Source organism: Bacillus sp. ILBB4 (genome assembly GCF_035064545.1).
Taxonomy (GTDB): domain Bacteria; phylum Bacillota; class Bacilli; order Bacillales; family Bacillaceae_H; genus Priestia.
Genome location: NZ_JAIQVD010000004.1, coordinates 709,108 through 731,338, shown reverse-complemented (window position 1 = coordinate 731,338; position 22,231 = coordinate 709,108). Strand labels below are relative to the sequence as shown.

Genomic DNA, 22,231 nt, shown 5'->3' with positions numbered 1-22,231 from the left:
ATCAGCCTTCATTTTTTTGAAACAAATAATTGTCTACCAACAGAAAAAAAGGATCTTATCGAAAGATCCTTTTTCTGTTATCAACGAACATGTTTTAACAAGTAGCTTCAAACCGATTTAACAATACATCGAGATCCTGACTGATTTTAATCGTATTACTACTTGTAAACCCTTCTTCTAGGGCAATCATCATCATCATTTTTCGTATAAATTCTATCTTTATCAGCAGTAGTCTACATTTGAAACACATTAAGTTTCCTCCACTTGCCACGTCATTTTAAAGGCTTAAATTGTTAAATTATTTATGTAAAAATGGTTCCAATCTAAAAATAGAACCTAAAAAATATAGTAACAAATAGATAGTGTCGAAGTCTGTCGTATTTTGAATTCAGATATTTTCATTTAAAAAGAATTAGCTCTTAAACGTTTTGCTGGAAGCTGTGCTCTATCTTAATTGTGATTGTTCCCCGGTTGTAAATAACTCACAGACCAACAGAGCTTATCCTGTTTTTTGGATATAGGCATAATCCGATTACATTTAGGCATGTTAACATAAGAAAGGCAAATTCACTAATATGCCCAATGTCATCAGAATTCTTCAATTGTTTCTTCCGTGGATTTCCCTTGTTTTTATGCCAAAAAAATCAATGAGAACCTATTTTTCCGCTTCTCTTTTTGCCTCATCTTTAGTAATTGGAATGTGCTCATTAGCTATTCCTTACAAGTGGTGGAGTGTAAAAGGAGGGTGGAAAGGAAAAATTTTAAACGATAGCAGCTTTATTTTTGGCCCCTTTTTGATAGGGACACTGTGGATCTTTCATTTTACGTTTGCAGCTTTAAGAGATTTTTTTTCGTTAATTTACTTATGGATTCACTATTTGCTTTTCCACTAAGATACTTGTATCAAAAATTGGACTTATTTAAGTTAGTTAACTTTAAGCCAAAACATATCTTTTTTTCGTTTATTAGTTTCTGCTTAACTATTTATGGCTATCAGGCACTGACAAATAAAGATAAATGATAGGTGAGGGCCGTTTCTAACCGCTATAGACTTTGTAAAAATCGCAACAAAAAAGCGTCTGTTAAGACGCTTTATATATAATACATATACTGCTCTTCTTTATTGGCATTTTGTGTTTCATGGATTATTTCTTCCGGGATATTGGACGTCCGATTAGTAAAAAGCATAAACAAAGCAATAATTGATGCCGCAAAACCTAAAGTAACAATCACAATAAATCCCTCCCTTTAGAATATATATTCTACTTTTATCTTCATTTTCCTATATTTATTATATACCCTTATTTTATTTTCTCAACACATAGAATAAAAAGAGTAGGGCATCTCCTCAATATCTCCCTCAAAATAAATATAATCAAGGGAGCTTAAAACTTCCATTTTCCCTAAAAAAGTAGGAATCTATAAATTTTTTTCGTATGGGAGACATAAATCATTAACATTATTAATCGTTGAGATAACTTTTTTGTATTGTACGAATGAAAGAAATTTATATATATTAAAAATACAAAATATTCATTAAATTATATGATGCTTTGGTTTTGAGTCGAAAAGAGAAAAGCTGCTGCTTTAAAGGCAACAAGTTTAAGGAAGTTACAAGCGATATAAAAAGTTATAGAAATAGATGCATCTAGAATTCTTTTTGCTCAAATATTCACAGAGTTTTCATTCGTAAAAAAGACTGAAAATTTTGATAATAATTTCACTTTTATTAAGGGGGACTTTTTATGACAACAACGGTATTAAATGTATCAACATATTCTTTTTATCTTAACGGTGAGTGGAAAGAAAGCAAATCAGGGCAGACAATTGACATTGTTTCTCCATACCGTCATGACGTGATTGGAAAAGTGCAGGCTATCACAAAAGAAGAGGTCGATGAAGCAGTACATGCCGCGCAAAAAGCTCAGAAAGGGTGGGCAGAAATTTCTCTGCAAGAACGTGCCAAGTATTTATACAACTGGGCGGATGAGCTGGTAAGAATGCAGAGTGAAATTGCCGAAATTATTATGAAGGAAGTTGGAAAAAGCTTAAAAGATGCAAGGAATGAAGTAGCGCGCACAGCAGATTTCATTCGCTATACAGTTGAAGAAGCCCTTCATATGAACGGAGAAAGCATGAAGGGAGATAGTTTTCCTGGCGGTTCTAAGTCTAAAGTTGCTATTGTTGAACGCGTGCCTTTAGGGGTTGTACTCGCAATTCCTCCTTTTAATTATCCGGTAAATTTAGCAGCTGCTAAACTGGCGCCTGCGCTTATTTCAGGAAATGCAGTTATCTTCAAACCCGCAACGCAAGGAGCGATCAGCGGTATTAAGATGATTGAAGCTCTTCATCAAGCAGGTATTCCACAAGGTCTTGTAAACGTCGTAACGGGCCGCGGATCTGTTATTGGGGATTATTTAGTTGAACATAAAGGCATTAACATGATTTCATTTACCGGAGGAACAAACACGGGTACTCAATTAGCTAAAAAGGCAGGCATGATTCCTCTTGTACTAGAACTTGGAGGAAAAGACCCGGGTATTGTATGTGAAGATGCAGATTTACAAGAAGCAGCAAAACATATTATAAGCGGAGCATTTTCTTATTCCGGTCAGCGCTGTACAGCTATTAAACGTGTACTTGTGCATGAAAAAGTGGCAAACGAGCTCGTAAATATTTTAAAAGAAGAAGTACATAAACTATCAGTCGGTTCTCCTGAAGATGGATGTACGATCGTTCCATTAATTGATAGCAAAGCAGCGGACTTTATTCAGATTTTAATTGCAGACGCGCTCGGAAAAGGTGCAGAAGTTGTGACTGGAAACAAGCGTGAAGGAAACCTTATCTATCCTACGCTTTTAGATGACGTGAATGATACTATGCGCGTGGCATGGGAAGAACCATTCGGTCCTGTGTTACCAATTATCCGCGTCTCTTCTGATCAAGAAGCCGTTGATATAGCAAACGAATCAGAATTTGGCTTACAAGCAAGTGTTTTTACAAAAGATATTAATAAAGCCTTCTCAATTGCAAATAAAATTGAAGTCGGATCCGTTCAAATCAACGGCCGCACGGAACGCGGTCCTGATCATTTTCCTTTTATCGGCGTAAAAGGATCTGGTATGGGCGCTCAAGGCATTCGTAAAAGTATTGAATCGATGACTCGTGAAAAAGTAACGGTATTAAATCTTCAATGATTGAATTCCAAGAGCTCTCCAAATCAAGCCAGTAGAGTGTAGAGAATCTCAAAGGAAAAAGCCTGTGCTCTAAAAAGCACAGGCTTTTAAACGTTTTATTTACCTATCACTCGATTCCATCTTTATAGTTCTTATGCCAGTTTTTATCACCTTTATGCTCGATATCCTCAACGGTTTTTTCAAGCTCTGACATAATGAGTGTTTTCACTTGATAAATGGTATCAAAAAAAGCTTTCTCTTCATCCGGATTCGGCTTTATTTTGGCTGCTGCCGAAATATCAACATATCTGCGATGTTCAGTTGTTAATTTATCAAGCGCATCAAAAATATGAGAGGTAAGAACAGCAACCTCTTTATGATTATCAGGCAGCTTTTCTTTTAATGTTTCAATTCTCTTATCCATGTAAAGTCCCCCTATAACGTGTTGTATTTATGTAACTTTCCCACTAATAAAAACGAATAACCTTAAACGGCAAAAATTATTGGGAATTAGCAAGTGAAACAAAATTCTACTACAGGATAGCATGTTAAAGTGAAAAAACGGTGAAATGAGTGGGTATATTTTTGCAGAGAGGGTATGTAATAAAAGCCGGTTTTTTTGAAGAGGTAATTCCCTTAAGATACATTGAAGCACGCAATTAACATAAAAGTACATCTATTTTTAATGAATGATGATCTTTTTTGACTATTTTTTACGATTTTATGACTTTTTTTGATCGAATTTGATTGTTTTTGGTGATTTTTCGAATAATCTGATATATAATGAAAGCGTAAACAGTAAAACATGTCGGTTGGTTAAGAAAAACGTCCACAAAACTGGATTCGTTATTACATAAAATCAGACCTCTGTTTTTTATAAAAATAAATAGAATTTGAGAAAAGGAGAATGATGATGGACATATTGGATGCAAAAGTAGTAAATACAAAGTACGGTTTAGAGACATACCTGGATGTACCAGAAAGCGTGGAAATAAAAGAAATTCATATGCCGAGTTCAGAGAACCAATCTCATAAAATTAAATTTGGAATCAAGTATTTTCTTTTAAGGGAAGGAAAGTATTACGATAGCCAAAAAGGTTATTTTTGGATTTGTATGAATCACGATTTTAGCAGTCTTATGCTCAGTGAAACGGAAACAGAGAGTTTGTTTGCGGTTAAAAGTGAAGAAGAAAGAGAAGCAACAAAAACGCTGTTAGCAGAATGGTTTATTCAAACGAATGCGTACAAAGAAGTTATCAACGAATGTATCCACCAGATTAAAACGGAGAATATTCGTACAGAAGAAGACATTGAAGACCGAGTGGACGCTATACAATTTTTAGAAAAATTAAAGGTATTAACTGCAAAAGAGATTGAAAACGCTTCTATAGAAAACCTATATGCGCTACAGCAAATTGGCTAGGCTATAGTTTTCGTACGTTGAAATGCAGATTTATGGACAACAATAAGGAGGAATAGTGAGATGAAATTTTTTATTGATACAGCAAACCTTGAGGATATTAAGAAAGCATACAAAGTAGGTGTTCTAGCTGGTGTGACAACAAATCCATCTTTAGTAGCAAAAGAAGGCGTAAGATTTGAAGACCGCATCGAAGAAATTCTTCAAATGGTACCGGAAGTTGAATCCGTTTCCGCTGAAGTAACTCCTGACGCACTTTCTGCTGAAGAGATGATTGCTCAAGCTGAAGAACTGATTAAAATTAACGACGGAGATAAAAATATTACGATTAAACTGCCTATGACATTGGCTGGCTTGGAAGCGACGCGCTACCTTGCTAAAAAAGGCGTAAAAACAAATGTAACCCTGATCTTTACAGTAAACCAAGCGCTTTTAGCAGCTCGTGCTGGAGCGACGTATGTTTCTCCATTTTTAGGACGTCTTGATGATATTTCAGAAGACGGAGTACAGCTGGTATCTAAAATTGCTGAGTTATTCCGCGTTCAAAACATCGACTCTCAAATTATTGCGGCATCTGTAAGACATCCGGATCATGTAACGCGTGTAGCACTTGCAGGAGCTCATATTGCCACAATTCCATACGCTGTTATTGAGCAATTAGCAAAACATCCGTTAACTGACCAAGGAATGGAAAAGTTTGCAGCAGATTGGGAAAAAGCAGTTAAAGCTTAACAAAAAGTCATATCAATAAAAAAAGCTTGGAGTAAGCATAGCTTATTCCAAGCTTTTTATCGTTTAACTAACTAGTTTCTTTTTACGTAAACGCTCTAAGCGTCGCTGCACGCTATTTCTCGAACGCCCAAGCAGCTGCCCAATTTCTCGCTGATTGCGCTTTTCCTGATAAAACATACGCCACAATCTGGCATCTTCTTCTGCTGTCCACTTTTTATGCTCGTATTTAGGGCGCTTTACATAGTCTAGTTTTCTTTGTTCATTCACCCACGCTGGTTCTGGAATAAGCGTATTTTTAGGTATTTTAAAAAAGTTAAGGCACGATTTATTTTGTTCAGCCCACTTCCAAAAAGATTGAATGTCAATTCCCATAAATGTTCTGGTCTTGGCGATGATCATTTTGTACGGTAGATTCTCTTTATGAATCCACTTGTAAATTGTATGAACATCTACTTCAAGGCAGGCTGCTAGTTCACACGCTGTAATATGTCCTACGTGTGCTTTGGCTCCATACACTTCTAAACGGTTCAACCTCGATTCTAGCGCTTGCACACTTCGCTGTAATTTAGCTGATATGTGTGAAAGAGGTTTTACCCCGTAATACCTTAGCAAATATTCGTCTTCTTGCAGCGTCCATCTTCGCATCGCCGTTTTTCGTGTTAGTCCCAAAACTTTTATGCGCGTAGCAATAGAAGAAGGACTTCTGCCTAAGGAATGTGCCATTTCACGGTTATTCATGATATCAATGTTCTCCTGCAAAAACGCATCTTGTTCAAGCGTCCATTTTTTACGTAAAGCTGTATCCGAAGCACGAAGATTTAATCGAGTAAGTCGTTTATTAACCGATTCCTTGCTTCTATGTAAATGCTTACCCATCTCTTGAAGCGTCATAGCACCATAGTGTTGGATAAGAAATCTATCTTCTTCTTTTGTCCATCGCTTTTGATTTTTACTCACTGTTGTCTCACTCCAATTCACACGAAAAGCTCAAGATGAAAAAGTTGCTAGCAATCTATTTTACGAATGAGCAGTGCCTATTCAGACTGATACTCACTGCGTTTTAGTCTATATATATTTTATCATATTTCTAGAGAAAAACCAAACATGTGTTCTTTTTTTGTTTTAGTCATCATAAAAGGAATTAGAAAAATAGTTGGCTCCTTTAATAGAAGCGAATTATGGTAAAATTGACTATAATCTTTAAAGGATTTACATAACTGACAGCTCAGCATCATTACGTTGAGAAAGGGGAATTGATATGAATTTTAATTTAAAAGAAGCGTTTGAAATACTTGAGCATACGCCACAAACACTTGAAAAACTTTTGTCTGGTCTATCTGCAGGGTGGCTGCAATGCAATGAAGGAGAAGGAACGTGGAATACCTCCGAAGTCATAGAACATTTAATAGAAGCAGAAAAAAACAATTGGATACCAAGGCTAGAATTTATCCTTCAAAAAGGAAAAGAGGGAGCTTTTCCTCCGTTTGACCGCTATGCCCATTTAAACAAGGAATCTGCTAGTTCTATTGAAGAGAAGCTTCTTGAATTCAAAAAGATAAGAATACAGAATTTACATCAACTAAAGCTGCTAGTTAAGCATGAAAAGCACCTTGAAGTGAGAGGAGAACACCCGACGTTTGGGGAAGTAAAAGTCAGAGAGTTGCTCTCGACTTGGGTTGCTCATGATTTAACCCATATTGCGCAAATTGTTCGAGTAATGGCAGAACGATATAGAGAAGATGTAGGACCTTGGGAAGAATACTTAGGAATACTAAAGAAATAGCACTGACACACAGTGGCCAGCCTTTATCATTCAAGCTTGAATTAAGAAATGTACACGATTACAATAAAATGAGAATAATGAAGATTCAGGAAGTATTGAAGAGGGAACTATAACAACATATCCGATGTTTATAACATGTAGGGTCCGTTAAGCAATTTACGAATAAAAAAAGGATTGGACTGATTAAAAGTGAAAGTGAACTCAGAGAAATTTGGCGAACTAAACAATCAAGCTGTACATGCTTATACCTTATTAAATGATGAAGGGCTTAAAATCACCTGCCTTGACTATGGATGTGTGATATCAAATATTGAAATGCCGGATTCTGAAGGGAAGATTGAAAGTGTTGTATTGGGATTTGATTCAATAGAAGAATACCAAAAGTATTCTCCTTATTTCGGAGCTGTGGTCGGACGCGTAGCAGGGCGTATAGGTGGAGCATCGTTTGAGCTTAATAATGAAACCTATCGTCTAGAGAAAAATGAAGGAAACAATCATTTGCATGGCGGAAAAGAAGGATTCAGCCATAAGATATGGAATGCCAAAATAATTGAAGCAAGTGACCATGTAGGTGTTGAATTTACATATGTAAGTAAAGACGGAGAAGAAGGGTATCCCGGCAACCTTGAAGTGAAAGTTACGTATACATTAACGAATAAAAATGAGTTCCATATTTCTTATGAAGGAACAACAGATCAAGACACTCTTATCAATTTAACAAATCATACGTATTTCAATTTAAGCGGAAATCTAAAAGAAACGGTCTTGGATCATGTTTTGAAGATGAAAAGTAACGAATTCTTAGAGTTGAATGATGATCTTTTACCTACTGGAGAAACGCTAAATGTCACAGGTACCCCATTTGATTTTAGAGAAGGACATAGTCTCAAGGAAGGTGTGGAATCCACACATCCGCAAAACATATTAGTGAGTAAAGGGTACGATCATCCATTTCTTTTAGAAGCAGAAGCTAAAAATCAGATGTCATTATTTGATCCTGCAAGCGGCCGCAAAATAGAAGTCAAAACGGATCAGCCTTCAGTTGTTCTCTATACGGGAAATCATCTAGACGAAGAATTCGAAATTAGAGGAGTTCACTTAGAGAAATACCTCGGTGTTTGCCTAGAAACACAAGGTTTACCGGACGCTATTCATCATAAGCATTTTCCTTCTTGTGTATTAAAGCCCGGTGAAAAGTATGAAGCATATACTCACTATACATTTATAACTGATCGCAGCCTGTAACAAAACGGGATGATAAAAAGGATTGCAACCGAGCCTCTGCCGATTGTAATCCTTTTTTATTGTTACTTTTTCTTTTGGCTTTTTGCACGATTAGCGTCAAGCTCAGCTGCATATTCTTCTTGAGACTTTCCTTGCTTTTGACTCTCAGACTGAATCTTTTTAAATTTGTTATCGTTTAAATTTGGCATGTTAGCACCTCCTTGCAGACAGGGTTATTTTGTACAAGCATTAAGGGTTTATATGCTGAAAAGTTTTAATGAACTTGATTAGAAATTTCGCTTAATGCTGCACCGGCTTCATCAACATATACGTTCACTGTCGCAAGGTCGCCGATTGCACAGATTCCAACCATATTATTATTCTCCACTACAATAATGCGGCGAATTTGATGGTCAGCCATCATACGGGCACACTCGTGAATATCCGTATCCGGAGAACACGTAATTACATCTTTGGTCATACAATCATGGCAATGCACAGTGTTGCAATCTTTTCCATCCGCCACGCAGTTTAATACGATATCACGGTCTGTGATCATTCCCATTACTCGATTTTCTTGACACACCGGCACAGAACCACAATTAATATCACGCATTAATTTTGCAGCTGCTGTTACTGGGTCGTGCGGTGCACAAGCTTTCACATCTTTAGTCATAACTTCACGTACTGTAGTCATTTTTATTTCCTCCTTTTAAACATTCACCTCCGTATTTTCTCCATGCACATGCAGAATATGAGAATCAATAATTTCCTAAAAGCAAAAAAGTACAGGATTAAAATAAAGAAAGGAAAAAATTTTGTAATAAAAGGTGAATAAAAGAACTAACGCAGTGTAATAAGCACATAAAAAAGAGCCTATTACACAAACTAAAGAGGATATGATCTAGCTTACATTTTCGTAACGGCAGGAGTTGGGTACATAATGAAAGGTAAATTAACGCTTTTGGCAGTACTTTTATTGCCTTGGCTGTCTATAGTAAAAGTTGATAAATTTGTCTTTAAAAGATACCTACCTGTTTTGACGTTTAGTTCATTGGTTATTGCCTTTATCAGTGAGTTATCTAAAAGCTTTACTTGGTGGAAAGTGAGAAAACCTCTTTTTCCTAAACTTTCAAGCGATATTTCTTTTATCTTTGGACCATTTTTTGTAGCTAATTTTTGGGTATTCAAGCTGACCTATGGGAATTTCAAAAAATATTTGCTGATTAACGTTCTATTTGATTATCTATTTGCTCATCCTTTGACGAGTCTGGCAGAAAAACTAAAGGTATACAAAATGGTCAACATGACGCGTTTTCAACTTTTTATCATCTCGATTGCGACTGCTCTTATTAATTATTTGTATCAGCATTTTATAGAAGATGTATTAAGGCAGAGAAGACAATAGCTGATATTTCGTTAACCGGCTCATCGTCACTTAAATTTCGATACTGTCAGTTTTAAATCATATTAAAGGCCTCCTAAACTTGGTACATAAATAATTAAACGAGATAATAAAAGAAAAGAGAAACATGAGAGAAGATAAACCTCTTTCACGTTTCTCTACTTTGGCATGCACATAGACTTTATCTGTACACCGTCATCGGCAAATATGTTAAAGATTGCCCCGTAGCTGAAGCTATTAAATGCGACTCTAATTCAAAATCTTCAAATGGTTCGATGTGAGAAAAGGCCTCTAAAAATGCTTCTAATATGATTGTCATTTCAAGTCTAGCAAGAGGGGCGCCTAAACAAAAATGAGGTCCGTTTCCGAATGTTAAGTGCTTTTTATTAGTTGGACGGTGAATGTCTACAGAAAAAGGGGTTTTAAACATATTTTCATCCATATTACATGCACTCATCCACGCAATAACCACATCTCCTTTTTTTAGCTTAACGCCTAATAACTCGTTATCTTGTTTAACCGTCCGATCTCGTCTGGAGATGTGAAACCGATATCGAAGCATTTCTTCTACTGCTTTTGGAGCTAATTCTCTATTGTTTCTCAGCTCGCTGTATAACGACTCATCGTCATATAAAAAAGAATAAAACATATTTGCAATGGCGTGACTTGTGGTTTCAACGCCAGCACCTAAAAGCAGCATGGTAGCGTGCACAATTTCTTCATCTGTGAATGTTTCACCATCAACTTCGGCTTGAATTAAGTCTGAGATAATATCATCTGAAAGGTTGGAGCGCTTTTCAATGACAATCGGGTAGAGATATTGAAAATATTCAGCTCCTGCACGTTGCTTTTCTTGTTCAATCTCTTTTAATCTTTCTTGATCATAAGGCTGAAACAGAATATCTACCCATTTCTTAAACTGATATCGGTCTTTTACCGGTACGCCAAATAGATCTGCTATAACTAAACTAGGAAAAGGAGAAGATAAATCGTCAACAATATCAATAGTTAAATTCTTTTGTATCGCTTCTACAAGCTCTGCTGCAATTTGTTTGATTCGCGGTTCCCAGTTCTTTAAACTGCGAGGAGTAAAGGCTGCAGCAAGCAAAGATCGCGCTTTCCGGTGGTCAGGAGGATCTAAGTTTGTAAGATTGGTAATTGGAGATGTGCTTTTTTTCTTACTATTATCTCCAACAAAAATAGTGGTTCTTTGTCCATCGCTTGAAAAAAATTCGTAGTTGCTCAAGACTTGTTTAACATGGTCGTATTGGAATACATTCCAGGTGTTTGTTTCTTCATGAAAATAAACAGGGTGGTTGTTCAGCATTTCTTTATACCATTGGATAGGGAAAAACTCTTCTGCACGTGATTGGAATTTTGGAATTTCTGTAACGGGAATGACTTCTTTGTTCATATGATCTTATTCCTCCTTCAGAATAGGTATAAATTTGGAATCTACTAGCTACATAGCGCTTAGTAGTTGTCACTTGCTAGATCAATAATTACTTTGTTGAATTACCTATACTATTAGTACACTTTTATACTTAGTGTATAAAAGTGTACTAATAGTATATAATTATTTTTATTTATTTATCAAGGAAAAAGGATAAAGTTCACGTAAGAAAAGGCAGATAAGTTATACTAAATAAAAAGTAAATTGTAAACAGAGGAGTAGCAGCAATGAATCAAAAACAGCTCGATATTTTAGGTGATACGCACCAGCTTTTTATGGAAAAAGGATACGTAGACACTTCGGTACAAGATATATTAGAAAGGAGCGGTATTTCAAAAGGAACATTTTATAAATATTTTTCATCTAAAAGCGAACTGCTTCTCTCATTACTTTCGTCTTTGCAAGAATCACTTATTCTACAAAGAGAAAAAGTAGCCATTGAATATAAAGGAGATAATCAGAAGGTATTTGAAGAACAGATAATTTTTATGCTGAACTTTGCAGAGCAAAACAAAATTCCTGAAATGATTGAAAGTACACTCGTTTTAAATGAAGTTAAAACATTTCAATATATAGAGGAGTTAAAAGCAGCAACATTCAACTGGATATATGAACGCTTTCAGGAGATTTTCCCCTCTAAGACTTCTCCTTATTTATTTGATGGAGCTGTGCTGCTAGAAGGAATGCTTAACAATATATTTAAAATGAATAAAGCACTAAACTATCCATTGCCTATTGAACAAATTGTCCGTTATTGTATGAAGCGTATAGAGGAAATCGTAATCGAAGTAGCAGAACAAAAAGAACAGTTATTTAATCCTTCCGTTTACTCTGCGGTATTTAATGAGAAAACAGAAAGTCATTTTTCGACTGAGCTTACGCGCGTAACCGCGAAGTTAAAACGGGTGATTGAAAATAAACTAATAAATGAAGAGGAACAAAAGAAGGGTCTGGAATTTGTGACGTTTATATCTGATGAATTACTGCAAAATGATACGGAGCCTCGCACATTTATTATTCAGAGCTCTCTTTTATCGCTAGAGAAAATCAATACTCTCGCACAGACCAAAGAGTTAGAGGAATATAAGGAAGTCATAACTACTCTGACAAGACATGCTTCATAATTTGAAAAGCAGGTAAACTAACCTAAAAGGCAAGACTCTCCGTAATTTAGAAAAAAGCAGGTTGCCAATAACATATAAACAGCCAGTTGCCGTTATGATAGGTGACTGGCTGCATGGGATGAAAAAGGTGGTGGAGACAGACATAACACTCTTATTAGAAGAGGGTAATTCTTTCCCTTTTATAGAAAATCAATTAATCGAAAATAGCTGCTTCATTCTTAAGATCAAACGTGATATAGTTTGCTAACCTTTGCGTTCACTTAACTAACTTATAGGGGTAACACTTAAAAAAGAATCAATAACGATAGAAACCGCTCCTAACGCAGGTGCATTTTTCCCTAACGAAGAAGGAAATAATTCACATTTATTGTCTAAATGAGAATGGACTCTAGAAGAAACTTCGTTTTTAATCGTATTTAAAACAATGGGATGGGATTCAATTATATGATTTCTCAAGATAACAGCTTCTACATCAAATGTATTAAGAATATTAGTTAATCCAATTCCGATATAAAAGCCAAAGTTTTGAAGTGCATTTAACATTTCTATATCATTTTTATTTGCGCGTTCCACAATCTCTTTTCGAGAAATATTCTTTTCTTCTTTAGAGAGCGAAGCCAGTAACGCTTTTTCAGAAGCATATAATTCCCAACAGCCTCGATTTCCACAGCTACATTTGGGGCCATTAAAATCTATCGTCATATGACCCATTTCCCCAGAAAAACCCTGAACACCTTTATACAATTCGTTGTTAATAACAAGTCCAGTTCCAATTCCGACATTAATACTGATGTAAACGATGTTTTCATAGTTTTTTGTCATACCAAATACTTTTTCACCGTATGCTCCTGCATTAGCTTCATTTTCAACAAAAACCGGAACATTAAACTCACTCTCAATTAAAAACTGCAAATCTTTGATATTCCAATTTAAGTTAGGCATAAAAATAATTTGCTGATGACGATCTACAAGACCTGGAACACAAATTCCTATTCCCACTAGACCATAAGGGGACTCAGGCATATGGGTTACAAAACCATGAATAAGTGCAAATAAAATCTCTTTTACTTCACTAGCGGAAGAACTAGACAAGTCAGAAATCTTCTCAACAATAATATTTCCTTCTAAGTCGGTTAGAATTCCGTTAAGATAGTCGACTCCTATATCGATACCGATCGAGTAGCCTGCATTCTTATTAAAAACAAGCATTACAGGTCTTCTGCCGCCTCTGGATTGCCCTGCCCCAATTTCAAAAATAAAATCTTTTTCAAGCAGTGTATTTACTTGAGAGGAGACAGTAGACTTGTTTAATCCTGTAATCTCAGAGAGAGTTGCCCTGGAGATAGGGGAGTTCTTTAAAATTTCATCTAATATTAATTTTTGATTCATTTTTTTTACTAAAGCTTGATCTGCAATTTGAATAATAACCACTCCTTTGTTTATCTATCGAACTAAGTTGGCGTTTTATGAAGCCTTAATTAGATATTTAAAAGTATCTTACCTAATATTATAACTAAATTTTCTAAAAAAAACATTGAAATAAACATTTATTTTGTATATGATGAAATAAAGTTAGTTTATTGGATAAACAAACTAACTGAATTAAGATAGTTATTGGATAAACTTGTTCACTTAAATCAAAGGGGGAAATGACAAATGGTCCAAACTAGTACTAATAAAATTAATTATTTTGAAAGCGCAAACAAAGTTTTATACGAAGGTAAAGATTCTAAAAATCCTTTAGCTTTTAAATACTATAACCCTGACGAAGTAGTAGGCGGTAAAACGATGAAAGATCAGCTGCGTTTTTCTGTTGCTTACTGGCACACGTTTACAGCAGATGGGACGGATCCTTTTGGTGCAGCTACTATGCAAAGATCTTGGGATAGATATGATGGAATGGATTTAGCAAAAGCGAGAGTTGAGGCAGCTTTTCAACTTTTTGAAACATTAAATGTTCCATTCTTCGCATTTCATGATCGAGACGTTGCTCCTGAGGGCAGTACGTTGCAAGAAACAAATAAAAATCTTGATGTTATCGTCACTATGATCAAAGAATACATGCAAACAAGTAACGTAAAGTTATTATGGAACACAGCGAATATGTTTACAAATCCCCGGTTCGTTCATGGTGCAGCTACTTCTTGTAATGCAGATGTATTTGCTTATGCGGCGGCTCAAGTAAAAAAGGGGCTTGAAACAGCAAAAGAACTAGGTGCGGAAAATTATGTATTCTGGGGCGGCCGTGAGGGATATGAAACACTGCTTAACACAAATTTACAGTTAGAGTTAGATAACTTAGCCAGATTTATGTATATGGCTGTAGATTACGCAACCGAAATTGGATATACGGGACAGTTTTTAATTGAACCTAAACCTAAAGAGCCTACGACACATCAGTATGATACCGATGCAGCAACAACTATTTCATTTTTAAGACAATACGGATTAGATAAATACTTCAAACTTAATCTGGAAGCTAACCATGCAACGTTAGCTGGGCATACATTTGAACACGAATTACGAGTAGCTAGAGTACAAGGCTTATTAGGATCAGTGGATGCAAACCAAGGTGACCCTCTTTTAGGCTGGGATACAGATGAATTCCCAACGGATTTATATTCTACAACGCTAGCAATGTATGAAATCCTGCAAAATGGAGGGCTGGGCAGCGGAGGATTAAACTTTGATGCCAAAGTACGCAGAGGTTCTTTTGAACAAGACGATTTACTTTATGCTCATGTAGCAGGAATGGATGCGTTTGCTCGAGGATTGAAAGTAGCACATAAATTAGTAGAAGATCGTGTTTTCGAAAATGTTATCAACGAGCGCTACAGCAGTTTTAAAGAGGGAATTGGGCTTGAGATTGTGGAAGGAAAAGCTAACTTCCATACACTGGAGCAGTACGCGTTTAAAAATCCGAATATTGTGAATAAATCAGGAAGACAAGAACGATTAAAGGCTATTTTAAATCAATATATACTGGAAGTTTAAAGGACAAACGAGAGTAGAAACAATTTCTACTCTCGTTTATAAACACGGAGGTATCAAGATGAAATATGTAATTGGAATTGATCTAGGAACAAGCGCCGTAAAAACGGTTTTAGTTGATACAAAAGGCGAGATTTGCGCTGTGGTTTCTAAAAATTATCCTCTCCTTCATGAAAAAACAGGGTATAGCGAACAGAATCCAGAAGAATGGGTTCAGCAGACGGCTAGTGCTTTAAATGAATTAATTGCTAACGCTAATATAAAACCCGAAGATATAGAAGGAATTAGTTATTCTGGACAGATGCATGGCCTTGTGCTGTTGGATGAAAACTATAACCTATTACGTAATGCCATTTTGTGGAATGACACAAGAACAACAGAACAATGTCATCATCTCTATAAAGTCATTGGAGAAAAACGTCTTTTAGAAATAACAAAAAACCAGGCTTTAGAAGGATTTACTCTTCCTAAGTTATTGTGGGTAAAAGAGTATGAACCGGAGATATTTGAAAAAACAGCTGTATTTATGCTGCCCAAAGACTATTTGCGTTTTAAGATGACTGGCTTTATTCATAGTGAATATTCCGATGCTGCCGGTACATTATTATTAAACATCAGCAAGAAAAAATGGGATGGTGAGCTTTGCCAATTAGTAGGAGTCAATATTAACCTTTGTCCGCCACTAGTCGAATCTAGTGAATGCATAGGCAATATTAGTGAATCGTTCTCTCAAAAAACGGGATTAGCTACTTCAACAAAAGTATTTGCAGGTGGAGCTGATAATGCTTGCGGAGCAATTGGCGCCGGCATTTTATCGCCAGGAGAAACACTGTGTAGCATTGGGACATCGGGTGTTGTTCTTTCTTATGAGGAACGAAGCGATAGAGACTTTAATGGAAGAGTCCATTATTTTAATCATGGAAAAGAAAATACCTTTTATACGATGGGCGTTACGCTATCTGCGGGTCACAGTTTAAGCTGGTTTAAGGAGAATTTCGCAGAAAAAGACACGTTTGAAGAATTGTTGGCTGACCTAAAAAATGTACCAATCGGCTCAAACGGCCTTTTATTTACCCCTTACTTAGTTGGGGAGCGTACACCGCATGCAGATGCTACGATTCGCGGAAGTTTTATAGGAATGGACGCTTCTCATAAAAAGAGAGACTTTACGCGAGCGGTTATTGAAGGTATTACGTTTTCATTAAACGAATCAATTGAAATCTTTCGAGAAAACGGAAAGGAAATTACGTCTATTGTATCAATTGGCGGAGGAGCAAAAAATGATCATTGGCTTCAAATTCAAGCAGACGTTTTTAATGCAAAAATTGTAAAGTTATCTACTGAACAAGGCCCGGCGTTAGGAGCAGCCATGCTAGCAGCTTATGGCTGTGGCTGGTATAACTCATTGGAAGAGTGTGCAAACGTATTTATTACGTCTTCAAAAACATATTATCCTAACGCAGAACATGTACAAGTCTATAAACAGCTTTATGAATTATATAAAGAAGTCTACCTTCAAACAAACGACTTAAGTAAAAAGCTAGGCGAATTTAAAAGGAAGTAATAGGTTGCAAAACATGCAACCTTACTTTAAAAAGGAGCTTCATATGAAAGTAGCTGGTATCAATTGATTATGGTTGTATATCGATATACCTGACACAAAAGGAAGTATAGAAAATGCTGTAGTAAGATTTGATTCAATAGAAAAATACGTACATTAGAGGGGAGGATAAGAGCAGTTAGTAGAATGGACGAAGAAAATTTCTTTTGTGTTCCAAGAATTTGAAAACGCATTCAAATAAGTGCGAACTCAGTTAGAAATAGAACTTCTACTGTTACTCTTAACTGCTTTTAACAACGCATGAAACAAAATCGAAACTCATTATATATTTTTTCTATTACCTTAGTTGCCGCTATCGGAGGGTTACTGTTTGGATATGATACAGCTGTAATATCTGGAGCTGAAGAATCTTTAAAGGTGTATCTTATTGACAGCTTAGGGTTAGGATCTTTAGCACACGGTGTTACTGTATCAAGTGCTTTAATAGGATGTATTATTGGAGGATTGGTATCTGGTTATTTTGCGACGAAACTAGGACGCAAACAATCACTTATACTAGCAGCTATTCTTTTTATAGTCTCAGCGTTAGGTGCTTCTTATCCTGAGTTTTTATTTTTTACAAAAGGAGAACCGACACTCTCTTTGTTACTAGCTTTTAACTTCTACCGCATTATAGGTGGGATTGGCGTTGGCTTAGCATCAGCCATTTGTCCCATCTATATAGGAGAAATTGCACCGGCAGATATTCGCGGCAGATTGGTATCGTTCAATCAATTTATGATTATTTTTGGAATGTTAGTCGTTTACTTCGTGAACTGGGGTATTGCAAATGGGGAAACCTTAGAGTGGATTAATGATGTAGGGTGGAGATACATGTTTGCTTCAGGAGCTATTCCAGCTTTACTCTTTGCAGCACTCTTGTTTTTAGTTCCTGAAACGCCTCGCTACTTAGCTACACAGAATCAAGATCAAAAAGCTTTAGCCATACTAACTAAAATTAATGGATCTTCAGAAGCGAAATCAATTTTAGACGATATTAAACAAACAATTTCTACCAATGTTTCGTCTGAAAAATTATTGGCATATGGAAAATTAGTTATCGTTGTAGGTATACTGCTTTCTGTATTTCAACAGTTTGTAGGAATCAATGTAGCTCTATATTATGCTCCACGTATTTTTGAAAGCATGGGAGCAGCTAAAGATTCTTCTATGCTGCAAACGATTATTATGGGATTAGTAAACGTTATTTTTACAGTAATTGCAATTTTGACGGTTGATCGTTTGGGAAGAAAACCTTTATTAATAACAGGGTCTATCGGAATGGCCATTGGAATGTTCGGTGTAGCAAGCATGGCTTTTTCAAACATCATTGGTATAGGGACGCTTGTATTTATCATTATTTATACAGCTTCCTTTATGATGTCATGGGGACCAATTTGTTGGGTGCTCATTTCAGAGATTTTTCCTAATAAAATTAGAGGTCGTGCTGTAGCTATTGCCGTAGCTGCTCAGTGGGCGGCTAACTATTTTATTTCCTCTACATATCCTGTGATGATGGAATATAGCGGAGGATTAACATATGGTTTTTACGGTTTAATGAGTGTACTTTCTGCTTTATTTGTATGGAAATTCATTCCTGAAACAAAAGGTAGAACTCTTGAACAAATGGAAAATATGTGGAGAAAAAAACAAGGGGCTTCAAAGAGTAAGAAGGCTATATAACCATTGAGCTTTTGCTTAGAGGAAAGATGAATATAAAACTTTCAAAAACACCTAAACTATCTTTAGGTGTTTTTAACATGTAATCTTTATGAAGAAAGTGGATAGCTTTTTTAAAAGATATTGCTATAGTCATAAGTCTCTTTGAAAATAGAAATATAGTTTTCTTTATGAGGAGTGTTTCATCGTAAATATAAATAACGGTGCAATGAATTTACAAAAAATCTGGGGGCATCCGCTATATGCGGAATATCCTAAAGAATTAAAGTATGATCATGCTTCATGGGTTCCCGCGTATCAAAATCAGGAAATGATTGATTGGATGTTTCAGCAGGTCAAACAAGCAAATCAGTAAGTGTTAAAGCTCAATACTTCATCTAGTACTTATAAAAAACTCTTTCAGTTAATAAAAACTGGAAGAGTTTTTTCTTTTATTAGGCCAGTCACAAGGCACCTTTTATCCCCTACCTTTACCCAAATATGTGACGAAATTATGGTAAAGGTATTCAAAATAGATAAAAACCGCTTTAAGTGTGATAAATATCACACCCTTTAACAACACAACATGATAATTTTTTAGGAGTAAGCAATATGTCATGACAAACTTCAATATGTTAGGAGGTTTTTAGCCTTTTGATCTGTTGAGATGCATCTCTAATATGAACGTTTATATACCATTATTATGTACAGAGATTTAAAGGAAGGGAGCCTGAGCTTAGGTGAGAAAGCAAAAATCAATGCATATTGGCAAGTTAATCATTCTTTCCGTATTCATAATTTTTTTAGCAGGCTGTGATAGTCGTTATTTGATTTTAAATCCGCAGGGGGCGGTGGCCCAAAAAGAATACCAGTTAATTATTTTTTCCATAATTTTATGCGCAATTGTTGTTATTCCTGTGTTAGGCCTGCTTGTATATATCGTTTTACGCTACCGTGATAAGCCTGGAAACAAGGCTCCGTATCGACCAGACTGGGACGATAGTAAGCGTCTGGAATTTATTTGGTGAGTCATCCCTATTATTATTATTGGCGTTTTAGGTTTTGCTACGGCCAGAACAACGTATGACTTAGTGGATCCGCCGGAAAAAGATGTAAAGCCACTAACGATTGAAGTAACGTCTCTTGATTGGAAATGGTTATTTCAATATCCGGATCAAGATATTGCGACAGTCAACTATGTTGAAATTCCAAAAGATGTGCCCGTTCAATTCGTGCTAACGTCAGATGCACCTATGAATTCTTTTTGGGTACCGGAGCTGGGAGGACAATTATATACCATGCCGGGAATGGCAATGGGACTGTGGCTGCAAGCTGATCACAAGGGAGAATATTTTGGTTCAGGCGCTAATTTTACGGGTGAAGGATTTGCTCATATGAATTTTAAAGTTAAATCTACATCGACAAAAGAATTTAATCAGTGGGTAAAACAAGTGAAAGAAACCGCACCAGCTTTAACAAAAGCTGATTATAACAGTCTTGCCAAACAAGGTCTTTCCTTGGAAAAATCGTATTCTACTATTCCTAAAGGTTTATTCCAAGAAATTGTCATTAAAAACGGCGGTCAATATTATAGTCAGCATCACCATATGAAAAACGAAGACATGAAGACCATGAATGTGGCTTCTGATGAACAAACACATACACAGCACGAGCACCAGGAAGGAGGAAAATAAGTTGTTAGACAAATTAAAAGATTTTTCATCTCGTTTTTTTGTGACAGGGGAGCCGATGATTTATGGAGCCGATGTCGCCATTTTGTTAACACTAGCCGGTATTATTTTTGTTCTTACGTATCTTAAAAAATGGAAGTGGCTATGGCGTGAATGGCTCACAACGGTGGATCATAAAAAAATTGGAATTATGTATATGCTTTCTTCATTATTAATGCTGTTTCGAGGCGGAGTAGATGCACTATTAATGCGTATTCAACTAGCATTCCCTCAGTGGCATTTTCTAGATTCTAATCATTACAACGAAATTTTCACTACGCACGGAACCATTATGATTCTATTTATGGCAATGCCGCTTATGTTTGCGTTCTTTAACATTGTTGTACCGCTTCAAATTGGAGCAAGAGATGTCGCCTATCCTTTTTTAAACGCGGTAAGCTTTTGGCTATTTTTCTTTGGCGCCATGCTTTTCAATTTGTCGTTCGTAATCGGCGGCTCGCCAGATGCAGGATGGTTGAGTTATCCGCCGCTTTCTGGCATGCAGTTCAGTCCTGGACCAGGTCAAGATTTTTATATTTGGGGTATTCAAATATCAGGTATTGGCAGCTTGGCTTCCGGAATTAATTTTATTATGACTATTTTAAAAATGCGTGCGCCGGGCATGAAACTTATGCATATGCCGCTATTCACGTGGTCCGTTCTAGCAAGCTGTATTATTATCATTTTCGCGTTTCCTGTATTAACCGTAACGCTTGCTTTATTGTTTATTGATCGCTTCTTTGATGGACACTTATTTACTATGACCGGCGGAGGAAATCCGATGATGTACATTAACTTAATTTGGATGTGGGGACATCCCGAAGTGTATATTGTTGTACTTCCTGCATTCGGTATTTTTTCTGAAATCGTTGCCACGTTTTCTCAAAAGAAGATATTTGGCTATAAGTCTATGGTTTTTTCAATGATGATTATTAGCATTCTATCGTATTTCACATGGGTGCATCATTTCTTTACGATGGGTGCAGGCGCTAATGTGAATGTGTTTTTTGCTATTACGACGATGGCTATCGGAATTCCAACGGGTGTTAAAGTGTTCAACTGGTTATTTACGATGTTCCGCGGCCGTATTCAAATGACGCAGCCAATGCTATGGACAATTGCTTTTATCCCGTGCTTTGTTGTGGGAGGAGCAACGGGTGTTATGCTTTCAGCAGCTCCCGCAGACTATCAGTATCATAATAGCTACTTTTTAGTTGCACACTTTCACCAAGTGTTAATTGGAGGCGTTGTATTCGGCTTTTTTGCAGGTTTGTACTATTGGTGGCCAAAAATGTTTGGCTTTAAACTAAATGACCGTCTTGGTAAATGGGCGTTTTGGACGTGGAATATTGGTTTTTATGTATGCTTCATGCCTCAATACGCATTAGGGTTTATGGGAATGACGCGCCGTATTTATACGTACGACTTTGACATGGGATGGGGACCGCTGAACGTTATCTCTACAGTCGGAGCTTTCTTTATGGGCATAGGGTTTATCTTTCAAGCATGGCAGATTCTTCATGGCATTAAGTACGGAGAACGAGATGTAACAGGGGATCCTTGGAATGGACGTACATTAGAATGGTCCATTCCTTCACCGCCGCCGCACTACAATTTTGCAGTGATTCCAACAGTAACGGGGCAAGATGCGTGGTGGACAATAAAAGAAGAAAGAAAAAAGAAAAAAGCGAAGGAAACAGCTGCTTTTTCTCCGATTCATATGCCTAAGAATTCAGGTATTCCATTTATCATGGCGGTTTTCTGGTTCATTGCTGGTTTTGGCTTAACGTTCCACTGGGTGTGGATGGCGATATTCGGTTTGACAGGAGTCGGAGCTTGTTTACTAGCTCGTTCTTTTCAATACAACTCGGACTATTATATTCCGGTGGATGAAATTCGACATATAGAAGATTCAGTAGGGAGGGTTGGCTGAC

20 protein-coding genes and 1 pseudogene are annotated in these 22,231 nt (G+C 36.5%); 13 read left to right on the top strand and 8 right to left on the bottom strand.

The window, feature by feature from the left end:
* Positions 1 to 94: 94 nt before the first annotated feature.
* Both LAV82_RS20845 and LAV82_RS20840 read right to left on the bottom strand, forming a co-directional pair.
* A complete protein-coding gene (locus tag LAV82_RS20845; RefSeq protein ID WP_016763750.1) occupies positions 95 to 250 on the bottom strand; it encodes an aspartyl-phosphate phosphatase Spo0E family protein in 156 nt (51 codons plus the stop codon).
* An 842-nt stretch (positions 251 to 1,092) separates the two neighbouring features.
* The gene (locus tag LAV82_RS20840; RefSeq protein ID WP_499716828.1) at positions 1,093 to 1,233 is read right to left on the bottom strand and encodes a hypothetical protein; all 141 of its coding nucleotides are present in this window, start codon (positions 1,231 to 1,233) and stop codon (positions 1,093 to 1,095) included.
* A 512-nt stretch (positions 1,234 to 1,745) separates the two neighbouring features.
* Between LAV82_RS20840 and LAV82_RS20835 the strand changes: the two genes are divergently transcribed.
* Positions 1,746 to 3,197 carry an NADP-dependent glyceraldehyde-3-phosphate dehydrogenase gene (locus tag LAV82_RS20835; RefSeq protein WP_211079150.1) on the top strand — a complete coding sequence of 484 codons (1,452 nt, stop codon included), beginning with the start codon at positions 1,746 to 1,748 and terminating at the stop codon, positions 3,195 to 3,197.
* 106 nt (positions 3,198 to 3,303) lie between these two features.
* On the opposite strand, the gene LAV82_RS20830 is transcribed toward LAV82_RS20835, so the two are convergent.
* A complete protein-coding gene (locus LAV82_RS20830; RefSeq protein ID WP_013082749.1) occupies positions 3,304 to 3,600 on the bottom strand; it encodes a hypothetical protein in 297 nt (98 codons plus the stop codon).
* 489 nt (positions 3,601 to 4,089) lie between these two features.
* Between LAV82_RS20830 and LAV82_RS20825 the strand changes: the two genes are divergently transcribed.
* Both LAV82_RS20825 and fsa read left to right on the top strand, forming a co-directional pair.
* Positions 4,090 to 4,599, top strand: coding sequence for a hypothetical protein (locus tag LAV82_RS20825; protein ID WP_029321181.1), 510 nt, complete (start codon positions 4,090 to 4,092; stop codon positions 4,597 to 4,599).
* A gap of 60 nt (positions 4,600 to 4,659) precedes the next feature.
* Positions 4,660 to 5,328, top strand: a complete 669-nt coding sequence (fsa, locus tag LAV82_RS20820) for a fructose-6-phosphate aldolase (RefSeq protein ID WP_013056558.1) — start codon at positions 4,660 to 4,662, stop codon at positions 5,326 to 5,328.
* A 63-nt stretch (positions 5,329 to 5,391) separates the two neighbouring features.
* Here fsa and LAV82_RS20815 read toward each other — a convergent pair whose 3' ends face one another.
* A complete protein-coding gene (locus tag LAV82_RS20815; RefSeq protein ID WP_013056559.1) occupies positions 5,392 to 6,285 on the bottom strand; it encodes a hypothetical protein in 894 nt (297 codons plus the stop codon).
* A 301-nt stretch (positions 6,286 to 6,586) separates the two neighbouring features.
* Here LAV82_RS20815 and LAV82_RS20810 point away from each other — a divergent pair, with 301 nt between their 5' ends.
* Both LAV82_RS20810 and LAV82_RS20805 read left to right on the top strand, forming a co-directional pair.
* Positions 6,587 to 7,111: a DinB family protein gene (locus LAV82_RS20810; protein WP_499716827.1), complete on the top strand. Its 525-nt coding sequence runs from the start codon at positions 6,587 to 6,589 to the stop codon at positions 7,109 to 7,111.
* Positions 7,112 to 7,300: 189 nt separating this feature from the next.
* Complete coding sequence (locus LAV82_RS20805; RefSeq protein WP_499716826.1) at positions 7,301 to 8,356, top strand: aldose epimerase family protein; 1,056 nt, start codon at positions 7,301 to 7,303, stop codon at positions 8,354 to 8,356.
* A 62-nt stretch (positions 8,357 to 8,418) separates the two neighbouring features.
* Here the strand turns inward: LAV82_RS20805 and LAV82_RS20800 are convergent, their stop codons facing one another.
* Together LAV82_RS20800 and LAV82_RS20795 are read right to left on the bottom strand one after the other, a co-directional pair.
* A complete protein-coding gene (locus LAV82_RS20800) occupies positions 8,419 to 8,544 on the bottom strand; it encodes a hypothetical protein (RefSeq protein ID WP_013056562.1) in 126 nt (41 codons plus the stop codon).
* A 65-nt stretch (positions 8,545 to 8,609) separates the two neighbouring features.
* Positions 8,610 to 9,032, bottom strand: a complete 423-nt coding sequence (locus tag LAV82_RS20795) for a CBS domain-containing protein (RefSeq protein ID WP_013056563.1) — start codon at positions 9,030 to 9,032, stop codon at positions 8,610 to 8,612.
* A gap of 246 nt (positions 9,033 to 9,278) precedes the next feature.
* On the opposite strand from LAV82_RS20795, the gene LAV82_RS20790 reads away from it, so the two are divergent.
* Entirely contained in the window at positions 9,279 to 9,743 is a 465-nt protein-coding gene (locus LAV82_RS20790) for a hypothetical protein (RefSeq protein ID WP_499716825.1), read from the top strand.
* 178 nt (positions 9,744 to 9,921) lie between these two features.
* Here the strand turns inward: LAV82_RS20790 and LAV82_RS20785 are convergent, their stop codons facing one another.
* Positions 9,922 to 11,154, bottom strand: coding sequence for a cytochrome P450 (locus LAV82_RS20785; protein WP_499716824.1), 1,233 nt, complete (start codon positions 11,152 to 11,154; stop codon positions 9,922 to 9,924).
* A gap of 266 nt (positions 11,155 to 11,420) precedes the next feature.
* Between LAV82_RS20785 and LAV82_RS20780 the strand changes: the two genes are divergently transcribed.
* Positions 11,421 to 12,317 carry a TetR/AcrR family transcriptional regulator gene (locus tag LAV82_RS20780; protein WP_057237237.1) on the top strand — a complete coding sequence of 299 codons (897 nt, stop codon included), beginning with the start codon at positions 11,421 to 11,423 and terminating at the stop codon, positions 12,315 to 12,317.
* A 264-nt stretch (positions 12,318 to 12,581) separates the two neighbouring features.
* On the opposite strand, the gene xylR is transcribed toward LAV82_RS20780, so the two are convergent.
* Positions 12,582 to 13,739 (bottom strand): transcriptional repressor XylR, encoded by a 1,158-nt coding sequence (gene xylR, locus LAV82_RS20775; RefSeq protein WP_307872044.1) that lies wholly within the window; start codon positions 13,737 to 13,739, stop codon positions 12,582 to 12,584.
* 234 nt (positions 13,740 to 13,973) lie between these two features.
* Between xylR and xylA the strand changes: the two genes are divergently transcribed.
* The 6 genes and pseudogenes from xylA to qoxB all read left to right on the top strand — a co-directional run bounded on the left by xylA (position 13,974) and on the right by qoxB (position 22,230).
* Positions 13,974 to 15,311: a xylose isomerase gene (xylA, locus tag LAV82_RS20770; protein ID WP_013056568.1), complete on the top strand. Its 1,338-nt coding sequence runs from the start codon at positions 13,974 to 13,976 to the stop codon at positions 15,309 to 15,311.
* Between the two features lie 58 nt (positions 15,312 to 15,369).
* Positions 15,370 to 16,872, top strand: coding sequence for a xylulokinase (xylB, locus tag LAV82_RS20765; RefSeq protein ID WP_499716823.1), 1,503 nt, complete (start codon positions 15,370 to 15,372; stop codon positions 16,870 to 16,872).
* A 297-nt stretch (positions 16,873 to 17,169) separates the two neighbouring features.
* A complete protein-coding gene (gene xylE / locus LAV82_RS20760; RefSeq protein WP_499716822.1) occupies positions 17,170 to 18,591 on the top strand; it encodes a D-xylose transporter XylE in 1,422 nt (473 codons plus the stop codon).
* A 205-nt stretch (positions 18,592 to 18,796) separates the two neighbouring features.
* The gene (locus LAV82_RS20755) at positions 18,797 to 18,943 is read left to right on the top strand and encodes a hypothetical protein (protein WP_499716821.1); all 147 of its coding nucleotides are present in this window, start codon (positions 18,797 to 18,799) and stop codon (positions 18,941 to 18,943) included.
* A 382-nt stretch (positions 18,944 to 19,325) separates the two neighbouring features.
* Positions 19,326 to 20,261, top strand: a pseudogene (locus LAV82_RS20750) (ubiquinol oxidase subunit II).
* Position 20,262: 1 nt separating this feature from the next.
* Entirely contained in the window at positions 20,263 to 22,230 is a 1,968-nt protein-coding gene (gene qoxB / locus LAV82_RS20745) for a cytochrome aa3 quinol oxidase subunit I (protein ID WP_499716820.1), read from the top strand.
* The last annotated feature ends 1 nt before the right edge of the window (position 22,231 follow it).

Bases quoted from the DNA above. Each gene is read 5' to 3' on its own strand.
- fsa (WP_013056558.1), top strand. From the start codon at position 4,660: ATGAAATTTTTTATTGATACAGCAAACCTTGAGGATATTAAGAAAGCA.
- xylB (WP_499716823.1), top strand. From the start codon at position 15,370: ATGAAATATGTAATTGGAATTGATCTAGGAACAAGCGCCGTAAAAACG.
- LAV82_RS20795 (WP_013056563.1), bottom strand. From the start codon at position 9,032: ATGACTACAGTACGTGAAGTTATGACTAAAGATGTGAAAGCTTGTGCA.
- LAV82_RS20845 (WP_016763750.1), bottom strand. From the start codon at position 250: ATGTGTTTCAAATGTAGACTACTGCTGATAAAGATAGAATTTATACGA.
- LAV82_RS20755 (WP_499716821.1), top strand. From the start codon at position 18,797: ATGAATTTACAAAAAATCTGGGGGCATCCGCTATATGCGGAATATCCT.
- LAV82_RS20790 (WP_499716825.1), top strand. From the start codon at position 9,279: ATGAAAGGTAAATTAACGCTTTTGGCAGTACTTTTATTGCCTTGGCTG.
- LAV82_RS20810 (WP_499716827.1), top strand. From the start codon at position 6,587: ATGAATTTTAATTTAAAAGAAGCGTTTGAAATACTTGAGCATACGCCA.
- LAV82_RS20780 (WP_057237237.1), top strand. From the start codon at position 11,421: ATGAATCAAAAACAGCTCGATATTTTAGGTGATACGCACCAGCTTTTT.
- LAV82_RS20800 (WP_013056562.1), bottom strand. From the start codon at position 8,544: ATGCCAAATTTAAACGATAACAAATTTAAAAAGATTCAGTCTGAGAGT.
- LAV82_RS20785 (WP_499716824.1), bottom strand. From the start codon at position 11,154: ATGAACAAAGAAGTCATTCCCGTTACAGAAATTCCAAAATTCCAATCA.
- LAV82_RS20830 (WP_013082749.1), bottom strand. From the start codon at position 3,600: ATGGATAAGAGAATTGAAACATTAAAAGAAAAGCTGCCTGATAATCAT.
- xylE (WP_499716822.1), top strand. From the start codon at position 17,170: ATGAAACAAAATCGAAACTCATTATATATTTTTTCTATTACCTTAGTT.
- LAV82_RS20835 (WP_211079150.1), top strand. From the start codon at position 1,746: ATGACAACAACGGTATTAAATGTATCAACATATTCTTTTTATCTTAAC.
- LAV82_RS20825 (WP_029321181.1), top strand. From the start codon at position 4,090: ATGGACATATTGGATGCAAAAGTAGTAAATACAAAGTACGGTTTAGAG.
- xylA (WP_013056568.1), top strand. From the start codon at position 13,974: ATGGTCCAAACTAGTACTAATAAAATTAATTATTTTGAAAGCGCAAAC.